General features: G+C 40.7%; 17 protein-coding genes, 1 tRNA gene and 3 rRNA genes. 5 read left to right on the forward strand and 16 right to left on the reverse strand.

From position 1 onward, the window contains the following. Nucleotides 1–270: 270 nt before the first annotated feature. Entirely contained in the window at nucleotides 271–1,347 is a 1,077-nt protein-coding gene (locus V7O66_RS05150; RefSeq protein WP_406661898.1) for a hypothetical protein, read from the forward strand. A gap of 307 nt (nucleotides 1,348–1,654) precedes the next feature. Here V7O66_RS05150 and V7O66_RS05155 read toward each other — a convergent pair whose 3' ends face one another. The 6 genes from V7O66_RS05155 to V7O66_RS05180 form a co-directional block, all read right to left on the reverse strand. After that, complete coding sequence (locus tag V7O66_RS05155) at nucleotides 1,655–2,053, reverse strand: hypothetical protein (RefSeq protein ID WP_406661899.1); 399 nt, start codon at nucleotides 2,051–2,053, stop codon at nucleotides 1,655–1,657. 188 nt (nucleotides 2,054–2,241) lie between these two features. Beyond that, nucleotides 2,242–3,285, reverse strand: a complete 1,044-nt coding sequence (locus tag V7O66_RS05160; RefSeq protein WP_406661900.1) for a DNA polymerase — start codon at nucleotides 3,283–3,285, stop codon at nucleotides 2,242–2,244. Further along, the gene (locus tag V7O66_RS05165; RefSeq protein ID WP_406661901.1) at nucleotides 3,282–3,755 is read right to left on the reverse strand and encodes a hypothetical protein; all 474 of its coding nucleotides are present in this window, start codon (nucleotides 3,753–3,755) and stop codon (nucleotides 3,282–3,284) included. The genes V7O66_RS05160 and V7O66_RS05165 overlap by 4 nt, the downstream gene beginning before the upstream one ends. Next, a complete protein-coding gene (locus V7O66_RS05170) occupies nucleotides 3,743–4,108 on the reverse strand; it encodes a hypothetical protein (protein WP_406661902.1) in 366 nt (121 codons plus the stop codon). Before V7O66_RS05170 ends, V7O66_RS05165 begins: the two co-directional genes overlap by 13 nt. Before the next feature lie 24 nt (nucleotides 4,109–4,132). Beyond that, on the reverse strand, nucleotides 4,133–4,777 hold the full coding sequence (locus tag V7O66_RS05175; protein WP_406661903.1) for a hypothetical protein: 645 nt from the start codon (nucleotides 4,775–4,777) through the stop codon (nucleotides 4,133–4,135). Continuing rightward, the gene (locus V7O66_RS05180; RefSeq protein ID WP_406661904.1) at nucleotides 4,774–4,914 is read right to left on the reverse strand and encodes a hypothetical protein; all 141 of its coding nucleotides are present in this window, start codon (nucleotides 4,912–4,914) and stop codon (nucleotides 4,774–4,776) included. Before V7O66_RS05180 ends, V7O66_RS05175 begins: the two co-directional genes overlap by 4 nt. A 111-nt stretch (nucleotides 4,915–5,025) precedes the next feature. On the opposite strand from V7O66_RS05180, the gene V7O66_RS05185 reads away from it, so the two are divergent. Next, on the forward strand, nucleotides 5,026–5,961 hold the full coding sequence (locus V7O66_RS05185; RefSeq protein ID WP_406661905.1) for a hypothetical protein: 936 nt from the start codon (nucleotides 5,026–5,028) through the stop codon (nucleotides 5,959–5,961). A 45-nt stretch (nucleotides 5,962–6,006) separates the two neighbouring features. Continuing rightward, nucleotides 6,007–6,408, forward strand: coding sequence for a CRISPR-associated endonuclease Cas1 (locus V7O66_RS05190; RefSeq protein WP_406661906.1), 402 nt, complete (start codon nucleotides 6,007–6,009; stop codon nucleotides 6,406–6,408). Between the two features lie 51 nt (nucleotides 6,409–6,459). On the opposite strand, the gene V7O66_RS05195 is transcribed toward V7O66_RS05190, so the two are convergent. Beyond that, entirely contained in the window at nucleotides 6,460–8,142 is a 1,683-nt protein-coding gene (locus V7O66_RS05195; RefSeq protein ID WP_406661907.1) for an S-layer protein domain-containing protein, read from the reverse strand. 1,541 nt (nucleotides 8,143–9,683) lie between these two features. Here V7O66_RS05195 and V7O66_RS05200 point away from each other — a divergent pair. Continuing rightward, nucleotides 9,684–10,730, forward strand: a complete 1,047-nt coding sequence (locus tag V7O66_RS05200; protein WP_406661908.1) for an MBL fold metallo-hydrolase — start codon at nucleotides 9,684–9,686, stop codon at nucleotides 10,728–10,730. Between the two features lie 1,281 nt (nucleotides 10,731–12,011). Here V7O66_RS05200 and V7O66_RS05205 read toward each other — a convergent pair. Beyond that, nucleotides 12,012–14,861, reverse strand: coding sequence for a DUF3458 domain-containing protein (locus V7O66_RS05205; protein ID WP_406661909.1), 2,850 nt, complete (start codon nucleotides 14,859–14,861; stop codon nucleotides 12,012–12,014). Between the two features lie 237 nt (nucleotides 14,862–15,098). Between V7O66_RS05205 and V7O66_RS05210 the strand changes: the two genes are divergently transcribed. Then, nucleotides 15,099–15,242: a hypothetical protein gene (locus tag V7O66_RS05210; protein ID WP_406661910.1), complete on the forward strand. Its 144-nt coding sequence runs from the start codon at nucleotides 15,099–15,101 to the stop codon at nucleotides 15,240–15,242. 239 nt (nucleotides 15,243–15,481) lie between these two features. Here the strand turns inward: V7O66_RS05210 and rrf are convergent. The 8 genes from rrf to V7O66_RS05250 form a co-directional block, all read right to left on the reverse strand. Next, nucleotides 15,482–15,603: ribosomal RNA gene (rrf, locus tag V7O66_RS05215) — 5S ribosomal RNA — on the reverse strand. 75 nt (nucleotides 15,604–15,678) lie between these two features. Beyond that, a 23S ribosomal RNA gene (locus tag V7O66_RS05220) occupies nucleotides 15,679–18,607 on the reverse strand. A 123-nt stretch (nucleotides 18,608–18,730) separates the two neighbouring features. Next, a tRNA-Ala gene (locus V7O66_RS05225) sits at nucleotides 18,731–18,803 on the reverse strand. 87 nt (nucleotides 18,804–18,890) lie between these two features. After that, nucleotides 18,891–20,364, reverse strand: a 16S ribosomal RNA gene (locus tag V7O66_RS05230). Together the 16S, 23S and 5S rRNA genes with 1 tRNA gene alongside form the textbook arrangement of a ribosomal RNA operon. Before the next feature lie 749 nt (nucleotides 20,365–21,113). Continuing rightward, the gene (locus tag V7O66_RS05235) at nucleotides 21,114–22,421 is read right to left on the reverse strand and encodes a hypothetical protein (protein ID WP_406661911.1); all 1,308 of its coding nucleotides are present in this window, start codon (nucleotides 22,419–22,421) and stop codon (nucleotides 21,114–21,116) included. A 5-nt stretch (nucleotides 22,422–22,426) separates the two neighbouring features. After that, nucleotides 22,427–24,025, reverse strand: coding sequence for a hypothetical protein (locus tag V7O66_RS05240; RefSeq protein WP_406661912.1), 1,599 nt, complete (start codon nucleotides 24,023–24,025; stop codon nucleotides 22,427–22,429). Nucleotides 24,026–24,056: 31 nt separating this feature from the next. Beyond that, on the reverse strand, nucleotides 24,057–24,560 hold the full coding sequence (locus tag V7O66_RS05245) for a hypothetical protein (RefSeq protein WP_406661913.1): 504 nt from the start codon (nucleotides 24,558–24,560) through the stop codon (nucleotides 24,057–24,059). A 13-nt stretch (nucleotides 24,561–24,573) separates the two neighbouring features. Continuing rightward, complete coding sequence (locus V7O66_RS05250) at nucleotides 24,574–25,317, reverse strand: RAD55 family ATPase (protein ID WP_406661914.1); 744 nt, start codon at nucleotides 25,315–25,317, stop codon at nucleotides 24,574–24,576. Nucleotides 25,318–25,406: the final 89 nt, after the last annotated feature.

Here is a 25,406-nt window from a genome sequence, read left to right on the forward strand (position 1 = left end):
TCAACTTTTTGATATTATAAATTCTAACAGTAACTTCATAAAATTCTACGTATCTTTATTTCAGGATACCTATTACCCAGAATTGCTTTGCGGGGATATATACAAGACAAAAAAAGTGTACGCTTGTGTAGATGACTGACACAACCTCTTTTTGATTTAAAAAGCTTTTTAGAAATAAAGTTTCGATCATTTTTTATCTAATAATGCTCAAAATTCTAATGGTAGTTTTACAAGTTTTTTCCATTAATATGGGAAAATGGGGTGTTATAAGTGAGAATGAAATCTTTGTTAACAATACTTATTGCGATTCTGCTATTCTCAGCAACTTCAGGGCTGACATTTGCGGAACCTGGTAACAGTTTAATCGCTGAACTTTCGGTAAAAGACGCTTTTCATCCAGATATGGTGGGTGAGTGGTACAATGAATGGCACTATTTCAATGTGATCGATGAGGATCAGGACCTATCTATTATAACTTCGTTCAAACTGACAGGTGCAATACCTGTTGCTGAGGTCCTTCTTGGTTATGATGCAGGTGAGATGCGAAATGCCTCATACTATGCTCAGTTTGGTCCAAATTCTTTAGATGGCACGGATATCACTATAAACGACAATGAAGTGATCCTGACCGAAAAGGGCTACGAGGTCTATGTCAATGGTACAACTATGGATGCTAAATGGGTCATCTTCGATGCTATCTTCAGACCATGTGCCGAGCCATCTTCCATATTGACAGTTGCTTTGTCAAACATTGGATTATTGAATCAGCATGACATGAACTGGCTGGTAGCATCACCCAAGATGGAAGTGACCGGTACATTCACCATCATTGATTTGATTACCGGTGAAGAAACCACATATCAGCTGAATAATGCTAGGGGTTACCATGACCATAACTGGGGTCACTGGGACTGGGCTGAGATTGGCTGGAACTGGGGTCAGGTGACCCAGACGAAGCACAGTATTAAAGGAAGCGATCTTGGTACTTACACGGTCTCTTTTGGTAACGTCATGGGTTCTGAAGGTACAGGTTCCGTACTGAATGTATGGAAGAACAAGAAAATAGTTGAGGAGTTCAGAGATGATGATGTGGGGATCACACATGTATTTGCTTCACCTTTCTATCCACCGATACAGACAACTGTCAATGCACTTTCCAAGCAGGACAATGTTGCGATGGTATTCACGCCTGAGTACTTCATACCTATCCCCATTCCATTCCCATCCGGCGATGATCTGGTGATATGGGAAGGCTTTGGAACCTATGTGGTAGAAGGGAACATAGATGGAAAAGAATTATCCTATGAAGCAAAGGGGTTCATGGAGTATGCACCAAATTTACCCTGATGCAAAATAATCCATACTAAAAAACGATTCATTTTAAGCTTTGTAGAATTCCTAAATATTTAGATAGATTTTCTACAGAGCCATAATTTCACTTTGTTATATTGTTGTTTTTTTAGGGTTTGGAAGTTGAATAAGCATAAAGACATTTTCTCTGTAATTCTTCAATATCAGCATCCTTCCCACATTTCCAATCTTTCCCTTACATGACTATTCAAGCTAAAAGGCTTATCAGCTTCAGCATTCTTTTTAAGTCTCTCAATAACAGCATAATCATTGTAGTGCCCAAGCAAATAGATAAAATGAGTTCTCAAATTCTTATGCTTGTGTGGCAATGGTACAGGATACCTATTAATAGACTTCTAAGCATCTTAACGGCTTCATGCTTGCTATAAGGCTCTATATCTTTTTTGTCTATATACGTATAGACAATTCTCAGAATATGATCTATTAAGTCTATGTCTTCTGTACCTAATTGAGCTATGAGTATGTCTAATTGATTAGGGGTAAGTACGTATTGTTTCCCATATTTTTCCAGTTCTCTCAATGCCATTTTTTGTATAACTGGATTATCTGAAGATAGTTTTTCTATGACTGTATCTATATGACTAGATATTTTCTCTGTTTTTCTAAGTGTAAGATAACTAGCCCGTTTATCATCTTCCTTGATGCCGAATTTATCTATGTCTTTATACCTCAGTATAGACAAAAGACCCCCTATCTTTCATACTGTATAGTTTCCGATTGATACTTTTTTCACTATATCCACTATCTTTTTTGTGCATATCTAGTAAGTCTAGTATGAGTTGCCCCCTTCGGACATAGCCTTTTTTAGATAGATATTCTTTCACTTCTGTGTCAAAGTCTATACTTTTTCTATACATGATTATATCATCGTTATATTAGAACTATATCATATTTATTCATGTAAACCCAAAGGAAGACAATCTCATGAGAGTCCTTAGATACTCGCTTCATTTCATCCTTGATCTCTTGCCGTCTCTCAACAAGAACTTTGATAAGATTATCTTCTTTTGGATTTACATGAACACCATAGACCTCTGATTCATTGAGACCTTCCTGTATGCCTTCAGGAATGAATCTAATAGCTTTCTTTATTTTAGGAGACTTGCCTGTAAGCAGCTTTGAGGCTAAAACATCGGGAAGGAAGTAATACAGCGATTCGTTCATCGTTATATGATTAACGCCGACATTCAACGTTCCATCTTCTCCCGCGTACTTCGTTCTAATGGGGAGAATATCACCATCAGGCTCGATTTCAACAACTACGTTTAACTGCTTCCACGTATCGCGGTCAAGTGCATCCGCGAATGTGAACGCCTCGATCAATCGCCGAACGTTCTCCGTATCGTCTGCGTATCGAGTCTTATCCGCAATTACAAAATCCCCTAGGCCAAGAAGGAGCGTTACAGTTGGATACATGCTAAAAAAGTCCAGAACTGTGACTTTAGTAGGCATTTTCCTTATCTTGCATTCACACCTTCCTCCATAGTAAGCACTCATTAGATTTCCGATCAGTTCGGGTGGAAAATCTGGATTTTGATGCATGAAAGGAGTTATATTGAACTGATTAAGTGCTTGTTTTCCAAGAGAAGCAGCAGAATAAATATCAGTCATTGGAATACCCAATTGATACCTTTCGTACTCTTGCCTTACTTTTTTGAATAGCTCGTAAGTGGACTTTACGTCTTTAATGTTGTACTCAATGTAGTCAGGAGTAATCTTTCCATGCTTTGTTCTCCCCTTCTTCTTTATTGGAGTGTCGAATATCTCACAAGCCTTCTCAAGTTTAAGGGATTTATTGTCAGTCAAAGTACAAGCAAGATTGCATACATCCAGAAAATGACCTTTGAAAGTTCTCTCCTTTCTGTACTTGCCCTTTGCTCTGGTAAACTCAACGTTGTATGATCTCCCAGTCAAATGCTTGATACGTAGACGTGGATAGTTGTATCCTCAGTTAATTTGAACGAAAATCCGTCTTTACCTGAATACCTGCCATGACCATAATCAAGAATTATCCTTGATAGGTCGAAGTTGAGATTGTAGCCAATACAGAGCGTTTTCCTTTCATAGACTTCCAGATAAAAGATTTTGATGAACTCTTCAAGAGAGAATAAACGTATGTTGTGCTTCTCTGCATACGTCTTTAGTATTTTATACTCCTTTTCTGAAACATGCCTATCATCCCAGAACAATCCTGCATATTGATACACGTCATTTTCATGTACCATAAATGAGCCAAACTTCAAGTTAAGAAACTCATCTGCTGTTGTTTCTGTATCAAAAGTGAGAACTCTGGAAAAATCAGGATTCTCTCGTTTATAATTGGAAGTATATTGCTTCTTCTCGTTTTCCTTGGTTGAGAAAGTTCTCAGAGCTATGTGTTCCATGTCTGTTCCTCCAAATAGAACTGATTAAGTAAACTCAACTCTGTTTCTGCCATTCTGTATCTCAATGCAGAGTGGGAAAGGAGAACATAAGGAAAACGATATTTCAAATCTAACTGTTTTGACCTGAATTTCGGAGGTATACTGTTCTGTCTTTGGGTAATGGTAGCATGACAATTGAGGCAAAGTACGCAGGTTTCTGGTGAAAAACCCACAGTTGAGATATGATGATCTTCAAATATCTGAAGAGCATAAGGATTCGTTTCTCCGCAACATTCGCATATTCCGTTCTTCATCATATTGGCAAATTTTGTCTGTTCTTTCAACTTTGCAAGTAAGTCATTATTGTTTATCATGTAAAATCCCTCAATTAAATTAGTTTAGTTCCTATCATCGTATATTGGCAAGAACTCATCATCCTCTATGCGTTCTTCCGCCACATACAGCTTTTCAAGGTCTGTTTCAAGTGGGTAATCCTTCCCATCTGCTCCTTGTATTGTGACATTCTTGAATGGCTTGAGTGCTGCTTCATCTCCTGTCCTTATTGCAGTCCTGACAGCATTCAGGTACTTGCTGATAAGAGAAGCATCTCTTGAATTTTTAACAACAACGCTAACCCTCTTGCCATTAGAGTACAGCCATCTCCCTCTTTCTATGCTATCTGTTTTTGTTGCAACCCAACGCCCATTCTTCTTATGCACAGAGTTTCCAAGATGCTTGAGAGCATCCTGCACACTGATTCCCTGCTCCTTTGCTGCTGTTGAAAGGGATTTACCTTTCCTCACGTTGTTTAAAGCATAGAGTGACCTTGTTCTCATGTCTCGCTGCACAGGAGTAAGTGCAGCAAATGGTTTTGAAGCAGGAGATATATCTGATACTCTAGTTTTACGAAGGTTACTGAGTGTAGCTGATGGATTCAGCTTATGTTTTCTAATGATCTCCTTTGCATATCGTGTATCTCTAGGTTGAGCTTTGAGCCATTGACCATAGGTTCGATAATCTTTAGAGAAACGTACTCTGCTCATTTCTCAGCCTCCCAGAGCTTCATTAATGCTATTCTGACAACTTCAGCCTGAGAGCATCCAAAATAGTCTGACATCAATTCGAGCTTCTCCTTAAGGTATGGAGATAGTGTAATTGGTATTCGCTTAGTTTCTTGCATTGGTTCATCACCAATACCACATATGACACCAATAGTGATATTTATGAAGACTATTTTTTGACACTTATTTTTACAATAATGATATATATTATACTGGACATGATACTATACATGTTCAATGATGACACTGATATTGAGGATGAAATTCTATATTATTTGCGAAAATATACAAAAATGAGAACTGAAGAACTGATTGCAATTATAACGCAAAATCATCTGCAAACAATTAATGGGGCATATGAGATAGAAACTACGAAAAGTGGATATAGCCGTTCTACAATTATCAGAACTTTAAACTATATGGTTAATACAAAGAAAATAATAAGGTTGAATAGCAAGGAGCTAAAACAGTATGGGTATGAAACTTACGACGGAAAAGCCACATATCTATTCACTCCCGAAAGTTTCAATTTGAAAAACCATATTGACAATGTCCTCAAGCTCCTTAAAGTAGGAGATGAGATTGATAAACAAATGGCTTTGAAAGAACTTAACCGATATCATAAACAGTATTTTTTTGATGAAAGCCAGTTGGATTTACTTGTTGAAAGTCTGACTTCTGTTAATCCTGATTTAACCACAAAATTCCTAGTAACCCTCAAAAATTACATTATCAACAAAGGAAAAGAACCCAAGAATAAAGAAGCTCTGTTGCAGGCTCTTAGGTTAATATTGGATAAATATAATGACCCTATGGGTAAAAGCGGTCATGTCAGAAATGTTGCTATCTGTTTATTGTGTCATTACAAAGATGAAGCTATACTTGATCAAATTGTCAAGGATGCAAACAGCAAAATCAATTTTCAGAAAGCAGAGGAGGATTATGACCCCTCCTCTATTGCAGAAATTATTGTAAATAATCCTTCCAGACTTTTTGAAACTGAAAGGCAATTGATGAAAGAGGGAAAACACAATGCTGCTCAGTTTGTCTCAAATATTCGAGGAAAGTCTATGAAATGTCTAGAAATGTTAGATACCACTAGAAAAATAGAGGGACATAGACAGAATATAGATATAGAAAATAGTGATAAAGAGGTGATCTTCTAGTGAAACTCATACTTTTGAATGGTCACGGTATAGACATGCGTGTAAATGGGTCTAAGCTGCATATTAAAGATGGTAGATTTTCCGCAAATGAAGAACCTGAGCAATACATATTCTCCCCCTAAGAGAATTGATATTGATAGCATAGTAGTGTATGGTCAAAGTGGGAATATCAGTATAGATGCTATTAGATGGCTTATCAAACACAGGGTACAGATTACTATAATGGATTGGGATGGTAAGCTTTTGACTACCATGTTACCTCCTGAGAGTACAAATATAAAAACCAAGTTCGCTCAGTACCATGCTTACGAAGATACGGATACAAGACTAAAGCTTGCAAGAAAGTTTATTGAAGCTAAATTTGCTAAATCTGAGGCTAATCTTACTTATCTTAACCAACGTTATCCTGAAATTGATTATGACTTGAGGTTAAATTCAAGTTATTAGTGTATACCTTGACAAGTATTTCAAAGTAATACTAATTATTCAAATGAGGATTTATACAGAGTCAATTTTAGAATATTTAATATAATCCTCTCCAATTTCATGAACTTTGTAATTGTCAAACACATCTCCTGGTTCAATTGTGAAGGCATTTTCGTAGTCAATTTGCCAAATCCCTATTATAACTATTCTATCTTCTTTAATACCAGCCACGTGAACTCTTAAGACTACAACATTAATCTCATCTTCAACATCTAGTTTAGAGTCCCAAGTTGCATATTTAAAATCTGAAGGAATAGCAATGACCGTTTTATCAATTATTTCCTTTGACGTAAATGTAAGCTCGACACTTGAACCTCTAAAAAAAGGATTAATGTTAATCTGTGGAATAATGAAATAACCCTTTGTAATCTCAAGTGAATCTCCACTGCTGATTATGTACTCTTTATCAGTGTCGATGAGCAGTTTGGCAAGTTTGTTTGGCGTTTCATCTGTTAATGGGACATACTTATTTCCAAATAATTCTATAATATTGTATTTTTGACCAACCCAGTCATCCCCTTGATATTCATAGACTACCTGCTCAATTGAACTTGTGTATGTAACCACAACTTGAACTGTTTCACTAACATATCCATCTTTGTTAATTGCTGTTAGGGTATAATCTGTAGTTTCAGTGGGTGATACCAATCTACCTCCAACCGAATTTACATCTCCAATATGATCTATCATAACGCTTGTGGAATCAGAAACAAGCCAGGTCAATGAACAATTCTCTCCGACGTCAATGACACTCTGATTGACCTTGAAGAAATTAATTGTTGGCAATTTCTCTTCAGGAATCACATTTACAGTAACGTCAGCAGAAACACTCCCTTTTTCATTAATTGCTGTTAGGGTATAATCTGTAGTTTCAGTGGGTGATACCTCTTCAGTTCCTCCAACTGGATTTACATCACCAATTTCAGGTTCTATTGTAGCATTTGTAGCATCAGAAATACGCCAACTTAATGTGCAATTCTCTTTGACGTTAATGATGCTCTGATTGACCTTGAAGAAATTAATTGTTGGCAATTTCTCTTCAGGAATCTCATCTTCAGGAATCACATTTACAGTAACGTCAGCAGAAACACTCCCTTTTTCATTAATTGCTATTAATATATAATCTGTAGTTTCAGTGGGTGATATCAATTTTCCTTCAACTGGATCTACATCACCAATGGGATTTATTATAACGCTTTTAGCATCAGAAACACTCCAACTTAATGTACAAGCCTCTTTGACGTTAATGACACTCTGATCGACATTGAAGAAATTAATTGTTGGCAATTCCTCTTCAACCACATATACACTAACGATAGCAGAAACACTCCCTTTTTCATTAATTGCTGTTAGGGTATAATCTGTAGTTTCAGTGGGTGATACCTCTTCAGTTCCTCCAACTGGATTTACATCACCAATTTCAGGTTCTATTGTAGCATTTGTAGCATCAGAAATACGCCAACTTAATGTGCAATTCTCTTCAGCACTAATGTTCCCTGAAATTGCATCAAAAGACTCGATTACTGGACACTGTGAAGAAATAAGTAGATAAAGGGAAATTGCTGATATTATTGCTGTTATCAGCATAGCGAGTCCTTTTAAAACATCATCTAATCCTTCCCAGAATGATATTAATAAATCTAAGAATGATTTATTAGCATTCTTGTCATTTACACGTTTGCTTTTGTCATTCATAAATCGCACCATTAATTATTATAATCCAACAGAGGTGGCATCTTCATCAGTTGACTAGTTATATCTAACCATATTGATTTACAGTCTACAGCTGACAATATACTGTTGTTTTATGGCAATCATAGTTTCTGTTCATGGTGAATGCAACCACTCCATAAAAAATAAAGAAATTCCGAAATAAATAGCCATGCTTTGTTTAATTTTCATTTACTCTCCTCCACAAAAACAATTCAAAACATGTATCCAGAATTTATCTATGTTTTAATTTGTTTTTCAATAATTATACTTTTTTGGAATCTGAGTTTCTAAAAATGGTTACTAATCTGTGATACAGACAATATTTGTTTAATAAAAAACATAGGTACATATGGAAATAAATAAAAATGTTATTATGTTATTAAAATCATGATGTCAAAGAAATAGCGTACACTTTTTACACGTTGTATATATCCCAGAATTGCTTTGCGGGGGGTAAGATTCGAACTCAAAAATCAAACTTTTTAAAGAGTTTTTTACCCGACCTTATCCATTGATCCTATAAAATACGTATAAAGATCCCCACAATCATTGTTTGTGTTGATGAATTACCTGCAAAGAGAGCATCTACCGCAGTTTCCGAATTTCCTTCCCCAATACCTTTATCTATCAAATTTTGTTGCGGGTGCTCAGCAGCTACCCGCCTATTATGCTAGAATCCTGAAGTAATTCCTCGATTTCTTCTTCCAATTTTTTTATTGCCGTTGCCCAACACATTACTTCGAAATTGCTCACGGTGTAGGAAAAGATTGGCCGCATATACCCTGTCCTTTGGAGTTAGTTCATAGTAGAAGGGTTTTCTACCTTCTCTCTGTCGTATCTATATGGGGAGATGGTTCAGACTGAACCTAAGAGATATGTGGAACACGTAGGATTGATGAGGGGGTTGTGAGCACAATTAAGCACACTATTCAAGTTTTCTCCTTTGACCATGCAGTTATCACTGTTGGGTGAAGGGTAATGGTTTTTGGGTTGGGTTGAACAGGTGTGGAGAAAGGCGAAAAAATTTACCTTTGCCCGTATGTGTGGAAATTTGACTGATGTTGGAGAGAGGTATTTTACATAGCATGACCGAGAGAATGAATGGGAAAATTATTGGCTTGCCGATACCACTGAATAATTAAATTTTTTGCTCTGTACAAATAATCAATGTTCTGGTAATTATTCTAGTTGAAAATATTGGAGTATGTCTTGCCTAATCTTACAACATAATCCCAAATTTAGCCTATTGATAGTGATTTTGATAAGTTTTCTACAGAGCCGTAAATTCATCCCTACTCATTTATCCTTAGCCTTGTATCGGTAAATAACCATTTCCTGTAACCCATTCCTCATTTGTATCAATTACTATTGACATAACTAGTCGTCACAATATTTACATCGATGCCCTTATTTTCTTATAGAACAAAGATTATGTCTGGGAAATTTGATGGAAATGCACGTTGAGTATTTATTTTCTTTAACCGGTTTTCAGGGATGGATTTACGATGGTGTTGTCTGGAGAAATGGAATTTCGGCTCATATCATTTGATTCAATGGGTGCCAAATCATCATGCACTCTTGTGAAAACTCCTGACACCAGCATACTTATCGATCCCGGAGCTGCGATCATGCAAAAGAGTTTTCCGCTGCAGGATGATGAAAAACAATTATACCTACATAACGCCATAAAACTGATCAAAGAAGAAATGAAAAAGGTGGAACATATCGTAATCAGCCACTATCACTTTGATCATTATATGCTAGATGAAGAATCATGTGAGATCTATCTCAATAGTGATATGTGGATTAAGGATCCCAATAGATGGATCAACCATTCGCAGTGGGAGCGTTCCCGGGATTTCCTAAAATTGATGAACAAGGTCAATAAAACCAATCTCAAACACTGCCCGCCAGGACAAAAACAGTACAAAGATCCAGTGGAATGTCTACCTATAGCTTTTTCTATGAATTTCGGTAATTATCAGAAAAGAAGGGAAGAACTAATATCAAACTGGAGAAAAAGATTCATGAAGATGCAGAAACGCTGGTCTTCTGAGAGATGGGTCGAACCAATATCTTCTACAATGCATTTTTCAGACGGTTCAGGATTTGAAGTTGGTGGTACCAGCGTACGTTTCAGCCGTCCACTATTCCATGGAATAGAATATTCTGCAACAGGATGGGTAATTGCTACGATCATAGAATACGGCGCTAAAAAATTAATTCATACATCAGATTTGCAGGGGCCAACCATTGAAGACCATGCACAATGGATCATTGACGAAAATCCAGATATATTGATACTGGATGGTCCAGCAACCTATCTTTTTGGTTATCTCCTCAACAGGACAAACCTTGATCGCAGCATAAATAACATCATCCGGATCATCAGGGAAAGTGCTCCAGATCTCATTATATACGATCACCATCTTTTGAGAGATCCGCTTTACAGAGAGCGGACTGCAAAGGTATGGGAGACAGCAGATGATATGCATGTCAGGATAATGACGGCTGCTGAATACAATGGCCTTGTTCCTGTTGTTTTGAAATCAATAGACGGTGATGTATGATTCGAAAAATCAGGTCACGTCATCAAATTCCGGAGGATGCTCAACAATACCATCTTCGATATTTTAGTGATTTGCTATCTTGAAGGAAAAGCACAAGTAACCCTATTTATGGCATATTAATATTCCAGTTTTATACGGAGCTGGGGGTATATTCGCAGTCACAATATGGGAAATACTTCAATACTACACTTCTCAATGCTGTTCCTGATAATCTTCTTCATGGATTTTTTAATGGGTCACAAAATCGGTGACACACATGAAGCATACTTCAGCATATGCCTTAGCGTTTATTTTGCAGGATATTAGTAATTTTGGATATATTTCTAGCGCCTTATTCTTGTTTTTTTCAAATTTACTTATATACTGATATCAAAATTGTTATCCCCACTGTTTACAAGACTAGATATAGTACACCGAAATCGAAGGGTTTTAGTCTGATGTTGGAAGGTATTAGTGATACTGGTATTGGCAAGCCAATTAATTTTATCGTTCATTCTCCCGATAATGCTATGTAAAATTCCTCTCGCCAGTATTAGTCAAATTTCTCACACATGTGGGCAAAGGATTAAAATTACCTTTCCCTAACACCTGCCCAATTCAACTCATGAATTATTTTCCCTTCACCCAACAGTGATAACTGCATGGTCAAAGGAGAAAACTTGAATAGTGTGCTTAATTGTGCTCACAACCCCCGCATCAATCCTACGTGTTCCACATATCTCTTAGGTTCAGTCTGAACCATCTCCCCATATAGATACGACAGAGAGAAGGTAGAAAACCCTTCCATTATGAGCTAAATTCAAAGGACAGGGTATATGCGGCCAATCTTTTCCTGCACCGTGAGCAATTTCAAAGTAATATGTTGGGCAGCGGCAATAAAAAACAGAAAGATGAAATTGAAGTATTGGTTAAGGATATTATTCATCTAATAGCCAAACATATGCATTAACATGATAACATTAGGGAGTAATCCCGATTTCTGCTAGTAAATGGAAAGCAAGTCAAGGTCGAACATCCAAGATGTTGGCGACAAAAACATTATATTGTTAATAATATGGGAGATGACATGGTTTATCTTATTTTTCCTCAGGAGCTCTTCCCAGTTTTCAATATTTTCAATATTCTCATATACAAGAATGCAACTAAGACTTGAATACATTTTTTTTATCTCCACGTCTGTATGAGCACAGATAACGCGGAGATTTTCTGTTTTTTGAAGTAAAGGAACATCTTTCATCTTGTTTGAACCAGGATGATTTCTACAACGCAGAAAAACAGGTTTTAACCCAGGTTAATTTTCCCATTGACCGCTTCATATCTTTTCACGGCTTTTGGAGTATTAAGCAGTATCTTCCTGATTCTGTTGTACACGCTTGGTGTATTATCTGAATCAAGTCTGTCCAGGAAACCAACCAGCAATTCCACCAGAGGTATGTGATATTCATCTTCCATCTTATCGATATTAGCAAGGACGTTGAGTATGTTTACGGTACTGTACTCATTGACCTCTGCCAGCTTGAGAACTATATCACCAAGTAATTGTCTTCCTTTTTCAGTTTGCAGGGATTTCTTTCTATTCATTGCAAAACTTCCATAAAGAGCTCTCTGGTCATTTGCCTGTTCTATCCTGAAAGAATTGGAACTTTCAACCTGCTTTACCAGGTCAAATACATCATCCCCACTATTACTTCCTATAACCCTCAGGAAAGCTTCCCAGCTTACAGGATGTTCTTCTGCCTCCTTCTGGAAAGATTGCATCAGCGCAATCCTATCAGGTGCCGAACTATTGAGATAATAACTGAAAGCACTCAATTTATCCGTGGCGTTTTTGGCTGTCTCAAACTGTTCCCTGATTATCTCGTGCACTATGGAGTTATCGAGGGTCGAAAGGACAGAAAGACACGTATTCTTCACCTGGCGATCCTTGATCGCATTCACCTGCTCATTCAGATAGTCCTGATTTCTGCTTTTAGATTCATTTTCCCTTTCATTGTAAACCTGATAAAGTGATATTAGAGAATCTTCATGCCCGCTTGCTATTGCTTTGAGAAGCTTTTGCTTAACTTCATACAACAACTGATAACTGTGTGCAAGTTTCTCCTCCTCAACTGATTCAAAGATTGTCAGGAACTGAGCTCCTGCCATCTTCATCAGATCATGATCCTGGATAAGCTCATGATAGAGGTCTGTGAACTGTTTCGATGGAAGACGATTGTTGTCCTCAATCAGTTCCATTTTTTCGAGATCCACGATCCTATAGAATGCAATGAACCTGTTTATCAAATCCCGGTCCTTTTTAGCCTGCAAGATCAGCTCATCAATATCCACGTCATGAACTAGTTTTCCAAAAAAAGAATACCCCCGGTTCAGAGATGAAAAAGCAGGTTTGTCCACATCAGTGATAACGATCTTTTTCTCCTTACCCATCATCCGCTCTGTAACTTCAGCAAGATCGTTTCCTTCCTTGTCAACGAGGGCTGCACAGAATGGGAAATCCCAGAATGTTCCATCTTCCGGAACTTTTTGTTCTAAGAATAATGTGAAATTTCTTTCATTTTCATTATAAGAAGATCTTACATGGACTAACGGGAATTGTGTCTGTTTCAACCAGGTCTTTGCCATGTCTTTAAATTCATATCCTGAAACCTCTTCCATTACTTCGATCCAGTCCCAGCTTGAGGCGTTTGAGTGTTTATATCTGGAATGATAGACATTCAAAGCCTCAGCAAATGTACCTTTTCCCATGAGTTTTTCTATCATCATTACAAATTCAGGGGCTTTTGTATAGGTCACTGCGGTGATAAGATCATCAGGATCATTGAATCCATCCGGAATGATGGGCATGGAGGCTGCCCCTCTGTCAAGAGCAAAGGTTCCAGAGCCAGGAGCCAGAAAGTCAAGGACTTCCTCAAGACGGCTATATGTTTCTCCAAAATGATATGCATGATACATTCTCTCTATATGGACGGTAACTGCTTCGTTAAGCCATATTTCAAAAGGACTTTTTCCGGTTACTTCAGAGCCGTTAAGATTGTGATAGAATTCATGAACCTTCACTCTCATCATGTATTCAAAAGCACTGTCAGTCATTTGAGGGAAGGGGATTATGCGATTGGTGCTAATGGTAGTATTTCCTACATTTTCCATACCACCAAAATTGGAATTCTGCATACCGATCTCCCTGTAAACGGTACCTGTATACTTGTATCCGGTCTGTATCGATTCTACTACCTTCTTCAGTTCATCTCTGATGGTTCCAATCCTCTGGTTCTGTTCACCAGCAACATTCATTTCACTTTTAAGCAGATCCCTTTCCCTGACCATATCCATGATCTCTCTGCGTTTTTCAAACTGATCGTATTGTTCAGGACCTGTGAAAAGATGGATCCACATAATAGAATCATAGAGAACATCAAGACTTTTCAGAGCAATCTGAGGATCAGAAGCAGGAGGTACCAGCAGTTCCAGGTCAAATGTCTGTCCATCCGGATATTCGAGTTCTCTTTTGAATGTGTCATAGGTGCCCACACCCAGGAAAAAAAGATAGGTGGCCATGGGGGTAATTGAATTGTCATAGACAATCATGTCCCTTCCATTTCCAACCGAATGTCTTGCCTCTATAATGTCACCGTTGCTTATGAGATTAGTATATCTCTCATCGGCAATGATGGTTGTAGTGTAAGTGCATTTGGCGACCATATCATCTATACAAGGTACGATCCTCTGGAATCCCCATTGCTGACATTGGGTTATCTGCTGTGGTGGAGCGCCTGCAGGGGTTTCATCATAATAGAGACCTTCCAGTATGTTTTTAGTAGGTCTGCAGATTGTCTGGGTATTAATCAAGACCTCAGTGTTTCCAGGTACTGTCTGGCCGAATTTGATTAAGAGGATGTCATCTTTTTCCCTGTATTCATGATCAATATCATACTCCCTGCAACTTACGGATAGAACATCAAGTTTCTTGCAATTCAGTTCAAGTTCATTTATGGGATTGTGAAGGACTTGTAATTTGAGATTAGATGTTACTTTTGTATGATCAGCAAACATATCGAAAAGAAGGTCCATGTGTACAACTTTTACAGTTAATTCTCCAAAATCTTCCGGATAATATTTGTATACTTTTTCCATAAAATCACCTCTGGTAAATTACAGGCTATCATGATCATCTTTCATCAAACTGGTCATGTATTTATTTATGTACTATAGAGGATTTCGATTATCCCTTATTTAGAAGGATTTATTATTTAGATTTAAAGAATATCCAATTTATTCCCCTCAATTAGAGATACTATCTATTTATTCCTTGTTTTTGAGATAGCTTGCACTATCCTAAATAGTTCCTTTGTTTTTTAGTGTTCTCATTTGATGCAAGTTAGAACAAAATTTTCCCATCCTTTCCTGCGCCGTAAGCAATTTTTGAAGGAAGATGCTGGCGACGGCAATAAGAAACGTGATGAGGAACTAGAAGGCTGGGATGATGCCATATTAATAAATAACCTTGACAGATAGTCAACATTATTTTTATTGTTCAAATGAGGAATTCTACAGAGCCCAAAGTTTAGCACATTAATGTAAACAAGACGGTGTTTAGTCTGCCATCATCTGTGATTACCTGGGATTGTAATGCTAATTCAAATGCCCTGGATATCCAAATCACAATTATCTACAGAATCATAGATATCAAGAACAAATAAAAGTAGAACTCAAGCATGCAAAATATCAGAAAAAATAGTTAAGAATAGTAAGTGAGATGGCAGCGATCCAGAGTTCCCGAAGACTCTCATACTTCAGTACAGTAAGGAACGCTGGCGGACTTATCTTCTGTGTTCGGGATGGGTACAGGAATTGCCCCGCCGCTATGGCCGCCAAACTCACTCACGATGAATTTGATGAAAAGGACGTGTATAATAATCATGCATATATCAGATTTCGCCTGGACAAAGCAAGGTAGAGAGGCACGGATGGTTAGTAGCCGTGGACTGAACACCTCGTTGCCTTGGTGCGTACATCCCGACTCTATCAAACCGGTCTTCTACCGGAATCCTTAACGTAGTCTCTTTTTAGGTCAGATTTCGAGCTTAGATGCATTCAGCTCTTATTCCTTAGCGCGTAGCTACTCGGCAATGCCTTGTCAGACAACCGATCGACCAGTGGCGCCGCTACTCTGTTCCTCTCGTACTAAAAGTAGCTTACCCTCAGACCACATACACCTCTAGTAGATAGTAACCGACCTGTCTCACGACGGTCTAAACCCAGCTCACGATCTCCTTTAATAGGCGAACAACCTCACCCTTGGCTGCTGCTGCACAGCCAGGATGGAAAGAACCGACATCGAGGTAGCAAGCTGCCGGGTCGATATGTGCTCTTGCCGGCAACGACTCAATTATCCCCGGGGTAACTTTTCTGTCATTTTTGACTCGCACCAAGCGAGTACAAAAGTTCGCTAGAACCGACTTTCGTCTCGTCATCCACTACTGTGCTGAATAACGTCAGGCTGACTTATGCTCTTGCACTCTTCAGTGGGTTTCCGACCCACTTGAGTCAACCATTGCGCGCCCTTGATATCTTTTCAAGGGCGTCCCGCCCCAGGCAAACTGCCCACCTATCGGGGTCCTCTTCACAGAGTTAGGGTCGTAATTTTGGAAGGGTAGTGTCCCAATGACGACTCCAGTGATGCTGGCGCACCACCTTCGATGTCTCCTACCTACACTGTACATCCAAAATCACAACCCAGCGACAGGCTGCAGTAAAGCTCCACGGGGTCTTCACTTCCCCCTAGAGGTCTCTAGACTCTGCACTAGAATGTAAGCTTCACCGGACTCTGGTTAGGGACAGTAGAGCTCTCATTGATCCATTCATGCAAGTCGCCAATTAAGCGACAAGGTACTACGCTACCTTAAGAGGGTCATAGTTACCCCCGCTGTTTACAGGCCCTTCGTTCCGTTGAAACAGAGTTTCAGGTACCTGCACTGAGCAGGATTCAGAGATCGTACTAGTCCTTACGGATTTGCGATCTCCTATGTTGATATTAGACAGTTAGAGCTCTCTTGTCACTGCGACCTGCTGTCTTCACAGCAGGCACTCCTTCTCCCGAAGTTACGGAGCTAATTTGCCGAATTCCCTTAACCAAATTTTTCCGACACGCCTTAGCCTTTTCAGCTAGGGGCACCTGTGTCAGTTCTCGGTACGGACTCATAACTTCCTTTTCACGGGTTCCCGGGTGAAGCTGACTTTCGCCATAACACATTCCCCCGCTTCTCGCCATTACGGCTCTCCACGGGATTCGGTGCTTAGACGGCGCGACGGCGCCGCTCAGCCTGCCCAAAAACGTCAGTTTTATTGTCATGAGGTACAGGAATATTAACCTGTTTCCCTTTCGGCGTACTCGAATTACGGTACGTCTTAGGACCGACTAACCCTCGGCTGACGATCATTGCCGAGGAAACCTAGCCCCTTCGGCGGATGGGATTCTCACCCATCTATGCTGTTACTATTACCAGGATTTTCGTTTCCGCACGGTCCACAGGACTTCACAGCCCTGCTTCTGCCCGAACGCAACGCCTTCCTACGAGATTACCTTGCGGTACTCCGTGGTATCGGTGGTCGACTTGAGCCCCGTCCATTTTCGGGGCCCCAAACCTCGACTGGTGGGCTGTTACGCACTCTTTAAAGGATAGCTGCTTCTAAGCTAACCTTCCAGCTGTCTAGGGCTTAGGACGCCCTTTAGTATTAACACTTAGTCGACACTGAGGGACCTTAACCACGGGCTGGGTTGTCTCCCTTACGGACTACAAGCTTACCCCAGTAGTCCGGACTCCAACTTTCTTCGACGACGGTGAGTTTGGAGTTTGACAAGCAGCTGAGGGATTTCTCCCCCGGGACCACCAATCAGTGCTCTACTTCACCGACAATCTCCAGTCAGGTCATGCTACGACATGTTTCGGAAGGAACCAGCTGATGCCGGGTTAGATTAGCCTTTCACTCCGAGACGCAGGTCACACGAATGATTTGCAGATCAATACCGCTTGCGGTCCTCCACGTAGCTTTCGCCACGCTTCAACCTGCCCACGCCTAGATCACCCGGCTTCGGGTCGTATCCTAGTGACTCCACGCACTTGTATACGTCGCGCCTCACCTTGCGGTTGCGCGCATGTTGCTTTCGCTTCGGCTTCCTAAGTAAAAAGTTAGCCATCGCCACTTGAATACACTCCCTGGCCCGTTCTTCAAAACGTAAAATATGACACTGGCAGTGATATTCGTACTGCAGCCTCGCGACTGTTTCCTTCATATCAAAGATCCTTTTATGCCATATTGCTCCATCACCTTCAGGTTTCAGGCACTTTTAACCTCCCTTCTTGGGGTACTTTTCAGTTTTCGGTCACCCTACTAGTTCGCTATCGGTCTCAAGAAGTATTTAGTTTTGGAAGTTGGTGCCTCCCAAATTCACGCGAGAATTCCAACTCACGCTACTCAGGTTACATCCCAGATCCTTCAATTCTTGTCTACGTGACTATCACACTCTATGGTCTAACGTTCCAGAAAAGTTTAACTTGAATTGAGTGGGACCTTTAGGAAAAACCTATAACACCACATCTCCCGCGCATTACTGGCGGGATTCAGTTTGAACTGTGCCGTGTTCATTCGCCATTACTAACGGCATCTCTTCGATTTCTTTTCCTGCCCCTACTAAGATGCTTCAATTCGGGGCGTTCCCGATCATTACTGATCAATGCGCAAAACGCATTAGGAAGACCCATTAGGAGATCCCAGGTTCATAGGTTCCATGCACCTACCCTGGGCTTATCGCAGCTTGGCACGTCCCTCTTCAGCCCTTGAGCCGAGCCATCCACCTGAAGGCATAATTACCAGAGTCCACCTCACTTTGTCCAGTGAGCGTCTGATATATGCATGCTTATACACGATCTCATTGCAACCGACGTGGGTACGCCGATCACTTCATCCTTCCCGGGCAAAGTTACTTGCCTGGTGCACTAGTATGGACTTGCTGGGATTCGAACCCAGGGCCTTCGCCTTGCAAAGGCGACGATCTCCCAACTGATCTACAAGCCCCTTAGGACTATTGTTGTCCCAATATTGGATTTGACAGTTTTTCGATTTCTGACCGGTAATGGTGACTGACTTTGTGTCAGTCTGCTTAGGAGGTGATCCAGCCGCAGATTCCCCTACGGCTACCTTGTTACGACTTAACCCCCCTTGCGAAATTTAGGTTCGAACACGGCACAAAATCCGTGCCCTCACCCATACCTCACTCGGGTGGTTTGACGGGCGGTGTGTGCAAGGAGCAGGGACGTATTCACCGCGCTATATTGAAACGCGATTACTACGGATTCCAGCTTCATGAGGGCGAGTTGCAGCCCTCAATTCGAACTAAGGGCGGGTTTATGAGATTACCAACCCCTTTCAGGGTAGGAACCCATTGTCCCGACCATTGTAGCCCGCGTGTAGCCCTGGAGATTCGGGGCATACTGACCTACCGTAGCCCGCACCTTCCTCTGGTTTAGCACCAGCGGTCCCCACAGAGTACCCATCATCCCGAAGGACATGCTGGCAACAGTGGGCACGGGTCTCGCTCGTTGCCTGACTTAACAGGATGCTTCACAGTACGAACTGACGACGGCCATGCACCTCCTCTCAGCGATTCAGGTAAGACCTTTAGCCTGACCTACATATTGCTGTCGCCCCAGGTGAGTTTTCCGGCGTTGAGTCCAATTAAACCGCAGGCTCCACCCGTTGTAGTGCTCCCCCGCCAATTCCTTTAAGTTTCAGCCTTGCGGCCGTACTTCCCAGGTGGCTCGCTTCACGGCTTCCCTGCGGCACCTGAAACGGTCGCACCGTCCCAGACACCTAGCGAGCATCGTTTACGGCTGGGACTACCCGGGTATCTAATCCGGTTCGTGCCCCCAGCTTTCGTCCCTCACCGTCGGACCCGTTCTGGTAAGACGCCTTCGCCACTGGTGGTCCCACAGGGATTACAAGATTTCACTCCTACCCCTGTAGTACCTCTTACCTCTCCCGGTCCCAAGTCTGACAGTATCCCCCAGAAGCCTAACAGTTGAGCTGTCAGATTTCCCGGAAGACTGATCAAACCGGCTACGGACCCTTTAGACCCAATAATAGTGGTCACCACTCGGGCCGCCGGTGTTACCGCGGCGGCTGGCACCGGTCTTGCCCGGCCCTTGCTAACACATGCCGTTTAAACATGTGGACAGCCAACATAAATGCTGGCACTCGGTGTCCCCTTATCGCGGTTTCCCGCATTGTAAAGTTTTCGCGCCTGCTGCGCCCCGTAGGGCCTGGATTCATGTCTCAGAATCCATCTCCGGGCTCTTGCTCTCACAACCCGTACCCGTCGTAGGCTAGTAGGTACATTACACCCACTACTACCTGATAGGCCGCAGATCCATCCTAAGGCGTCGGAACTTTTAACCAAAAAGCATTCCAGCATATCTGGTTTATTCGGTATTATCTCCAGTTTCCCGGAGTTATGCCGAACCTTAGGGCAGGTTATCCACGTGTTACTGAGCAGTTCGCCATGTTCACGAAGAACATTTGACTCGCATGGCTTAATCGCACACCGATAGCAGTGACCTCTGGCAGGATCAACCAGAATTGTTGATCACACACAAATTTAAGTCTACTTCACTTGGAAGTCTTTAAAGAATCGATCGGAAAAACTCTAAAGAGTTTATTCACTTTGCACATATAGTTTGGCTAATTCTCTATTGATAGTATATTATACACTACCGGTCAGAATTAACCGAACTGCCAAATCCAACGTCAGACAGGAAATAACTCCTGCCTCCACTTATGATTAGAAGACAATAATAAGTCTCTCGCGCTGTGCGAGGACTCCTACAAGGAACCAATGATATATAAACATTCCGAACCAGCGAGATTCGAAGTGTTCCATCAAAGACCTTGGATGAACGTGATTCATGACAAGAAAAAGCTCCTGTCAACGCGCCGTTTACGCGGAACCCTACTAATACAGCCATTGCATATAAGGCTTCCGAATCATGAGAGATTAGAAGCGAATATGTGCTGTTAGTAGAGAGCTGATATGTGACAATTGACACAGATCCACTCGGATTATAACTGTTAGTTTTAATCCTTTATGCAATTTGCGGCCATTCATCAGCCACATTAGAAAATAACAAAAATAACAAAAACCAAGTTTGACAGTAAAATCTAAAACACATTTATGCCAATTTTGATGCAATAAATACTCTAATTTTGGGGCATTAATAAAGTATTTCATGACAAAATTGGTGAATTTATTGAAACTGTCAAATAGATTTTCCTGACAATAAAAAGAAAAACTGAATATTAGGACGAAAGAGAATATTATCTTATTTTTCCTCAATCACCAGAAAAGAATTCTTTAATGCGTGCTATCAAGTTAAACACAGGTTGCAGCATTCCATAATCCTCATCATCATCTGCCCCATCTTCTACTACGGCATCTTCCACATATCCAGGTTCAGAATAATCCCCGTATTCCAGTTCATCAGGATTTTCAAACTCACCAGCCACTGATTCGTTATATACCCCATCCTGGTAAAGATCGGAGGTCATGAAAGCAGCCCCCACATTTATCACGGAACGTTTTGAATAGACCAGACCCTCATATTCCTTGGAATCTATGAATCTGATTTTGGCAGAGGGAACAGTTATCGCACCTTCCCTATCCATGCACATGGAATATGCCAGGGTGAGGCTATTCTCCGGATGTAATACCCGAGAGGTACTCATACCCCCATCCAGCAAAACACCACCCTGCGGAAGTTCATCTGTGATAGATACGTGTGCTGCCCTGTCCCCATCATTTATTGCAGTTATATTCACACTGACCACATCGCCCAGCGGAACATTACCAGATGATAGAGACTTTGTCAGGTTAATGAAGGGACCATGCACCAGCAGTTCCGAATCATTGAGGGTCTTACTGTGAGTCCCCCCCCCACTGTTGACGATGATATGCATACCGGATAAATTGTAGGTTCCGGGCTTCAGAGCCTTTAATGAATATTTATAGGTCCGCTGATCATAGGCACCCAGAGAAAAATTCCAGTCTATATTGATATCCGGATCAAAAACAAAATCTTCCGGAATGTCCCTTATTATCTCAATCGAATCCAGAGCCTCATTACCCAAATTCTTTATTTTGATGTCAAAATGTGCTCTCTCATCCATATAGATCTCAGTGGTTTGCCTCTCTTCGATAGACAGGGTTGCATCAATCCATTTTACAACAGGAATATTTGAATTATCTTTCGAAATAGAAACGCTTATTGTCGTGTAGGGCGCAGGGATGTCATTTCCCGTGACTATCTCAACTACTGATATATTGATCCTGTCCTCAAAATTCTTATGATCAGAAATATCAGAGTTATTCAAGGCAAGGATGGTACTCCATGACTCAGAACGGTTGGTCAGTATGGACAATATTGCATAATCGCTATCTACGTCTGAAAGTTTTGAAGGAGAAAAATCCACAGCCGTTATCAAATAGCCACTACTATTAACCTCATCCCCCCAGTAAAGAGTATATTCTTCCGCATCAAGCCACTCTATTTCATCATCAGAAGATGCTGCTGCCCCTGCAAGGCTACAGAGGCAGATAATAGCCAATACCAGCCAGATCAGTTTGATTGGTGTTTGCATCATGGGAATTACTGCTTATTATTGCGTTTTGATACTGCATAAACACAAAGCAGAACAAAAATCAGCATTGTTCCTTCAAATCCAGGCTGAACTCTTGCTTCTCCGTCATGGTATACTATATTTTCGGAATCCGAATATGTTGAAGTGTCTGAGGGACCAGCTGACTGCGAACTACCGGAACTTGATCCGGCATTTTCTTCCACAGGAGCTACTACTGATATTACGGGCATATTGGATATCTTTTCACCTTTGTACTCTTCGAAATCTATGAAAGAAGCAGTTGTAGCAGGCAGTTTAAACTCACCGACTTCTTTTGTCTCAATTACATACGAATATGTGAAAGATTTGCGGGAATCGATAACCTCTTTGAAATTCAGATCCCCACTAACAAATGATACTTCTTCAGGCAATGTTTCAGAGCTTGTTACACTAGCCAGATGTGTGCCGGTATTTTCTAGTTTAACCTTTACTGTGACCTGATCACCCGGGTTCACACTTGAAGGAGTAACTGATTTTGTAAGAGTGATTACAGGGCCCTCTATCTCTATTGAAGGAGTCTCTGAAGCATAGCTCTGCATTTTCCCAGTAGGGTCAGTATACTCAGCTTTCGTTGCCGGAACACTGAATGAACCTGTCTTTACAGGCTTCAGGGTGTAATCAAACACCTTTGCTTTTGTTTCACCCGGTGAAAAAGAGAGAACAAGTTGCTGGTTAACATTGTCCTGCAGTTCAAGATGCTCAATTACAGGGTTTTCCACAGTGACAGAATTCAAACTATAAATGCCGTTATTCCAGACACTCACTGAAACATGAGCTGTTTCATCCATGTAAATATCTTCAGTGATAGATTTCATAATAACAAGTTCCACAGCAGGCTCTATAGTAAGAGTCTTTGTTTCGCTGTCTTCGTTATAATAGCCATTAATATCCTTAGAGAAGGTCGTCACTTTAAGGTCAATGTCTGTTTCCTCCCAATAGTGAGGAATTTTCAGCTTAACTTCAATAGGTTCAAGCACCTCATCCTCGTCAATGGAAATTAAGTGATGCCTTAATTTGCCATCCACCAATTCCATCCCGAAAGGATCGATCTCAACATCCATTTCATAGGCTTTGGCATCCCCTTCATTCTCAATTTCGATGGTTGCAGTTATGTAGGGATATGAGATGGTCCTTGGATCGTAAGTATCTTCTTCTGTTTCAATTTCAATATTCATTTCCGGGATTCCACGTTTATAGACCTTGATCGCAGCAGTAGGATCTTCCATATTGCCGGTCCATTCGTCTATATTAAGAGTTACAGAATCCACAAAAGCTTTGATGTCATCCCCATTCTCCACATCCCTATAAATCACACTTTCACCAAGCTGCACAGGCGATATCTCTTTGATCATCCCGTCTCTGGAAATGCTGACACTTACGTAACCTTCTGTATTGAAGTCTTCAGCCTTGATCAGGTAGTCGCCTGATTCTAATGTATCACCCCAGCCAAGGGTGCCACTTGCATCTGCATTATCATCCCACTCAATGTCATCAATATCATAGGCCAACGCAGTTGTACATGAAAGAGAAATGATAATCAAACATATAAGAATAAAATTTTTGGACATAACTAAACCTCGTACATTATTTATGATAGTACTAATTCTGCGGAGTTAATAACTTGAACCCCTGTATTTGAGTAGGTCTGTCAATAGCCTTTATTCTGGAAGTGGATTTTGGCATATCGGTCATGGAAGGTTTTTGTATAGGACCCACTTTATCCCCATATGCAAAAATTTGCCCCCCATAGCCGGAATCATCTTTACTGCCGGTATTTTCATCATGGAATGTGATATTTGAAATATTTGCCCTGTCACGATGCTTTTCTATTTCTTTCTTTGACAAGCCACTCTTGAGATCCCTTTCTTTTGCTCTTGAACCTTCTCCTTTACCTTTTTTATAGGTCTCAGAAACCAGTGCCCCAAGTCCGGACTCTCTGGCCAGGTCCTCCAGCATAGAGTAATGTTCACTCACCCACCCAATCTCTGAATGTTTATGGTAACCAACCTCAAAACCAAGATTATAGGCACTTTTTCTGATCTCTTCTATCTCAAAGTCAGTGAGTTGAGTACTTTCCTCTTTTTTCTGGAAGAATCTAACCATAATTTACACCCCTTCAATCAAGAAGATCGCTTACTGCCAGTCCTTTATCTGTAAATGCAACATTTCGCAGATTACAATCATGTTTTGTACCGCGCATCTTTATGATCTGGATAGCACGCGTCATGGTCTTATCATAAAGGAAATTATGCATGAAGATGACACCATGAGCCGCAAACTGTTCAGTTGAATAGGCTGTTGGATCAGTCATCTCAGATATCAGAATAGTGGTACACCCAAGCTTTTTAAGGTTTCTTATGAACCGGGTCATTTCCTTTTCCTGAAGAGTAACATCCTTTGATGTGAACCTGATAGCTGATACGGAATCGATTACCAGCCTCTTAACATTATATTCGGCAACGTAAGCTGCAATTTCCTTGAATACAGTCGCAGGAGAAGGAGCTTCATGCTCAACTGCTGAGCGCCCAACTTCATAATCAGGAGTTACATACTCACTGAATTCATCAATGAATCCGTATTCCAGCCTCGGACCAAGATCAGCAAACAATAATTTTTGCATTTTTATTAAGTTTACTACGTTCATTGAATAATTAGACATATCATTAATGATATTCTGCGGACATTCAAGTAAACTTACATATAAGCCTACTTCCCCAAGTGCTGCACCATGTGCAAGATACTGTACGCAAAACGTTGTTTTTCCACACCCCGGCGGACCACTTATCAGGTAAACACGTTCTGACAGTAATCCACCTTGCACAAGCCCATCAAAGCCTTCTATTCCGGTTTGTATTCTCATAAAGTGCCCTCACTTATTATATATGTGCATATTATATTTACAGCACATATATATTTTACTTTTTTATATTTGTTTTATATTATACATTG

The organism is Methanolobus sp. ZRKC3, assembly GCF_045291275.1.
Classification (GTDB): Archaea; Halobacteriota; Methanosarcinia; order Methanosarcinales; family Methanosarcinaceae; genus Methanolobus.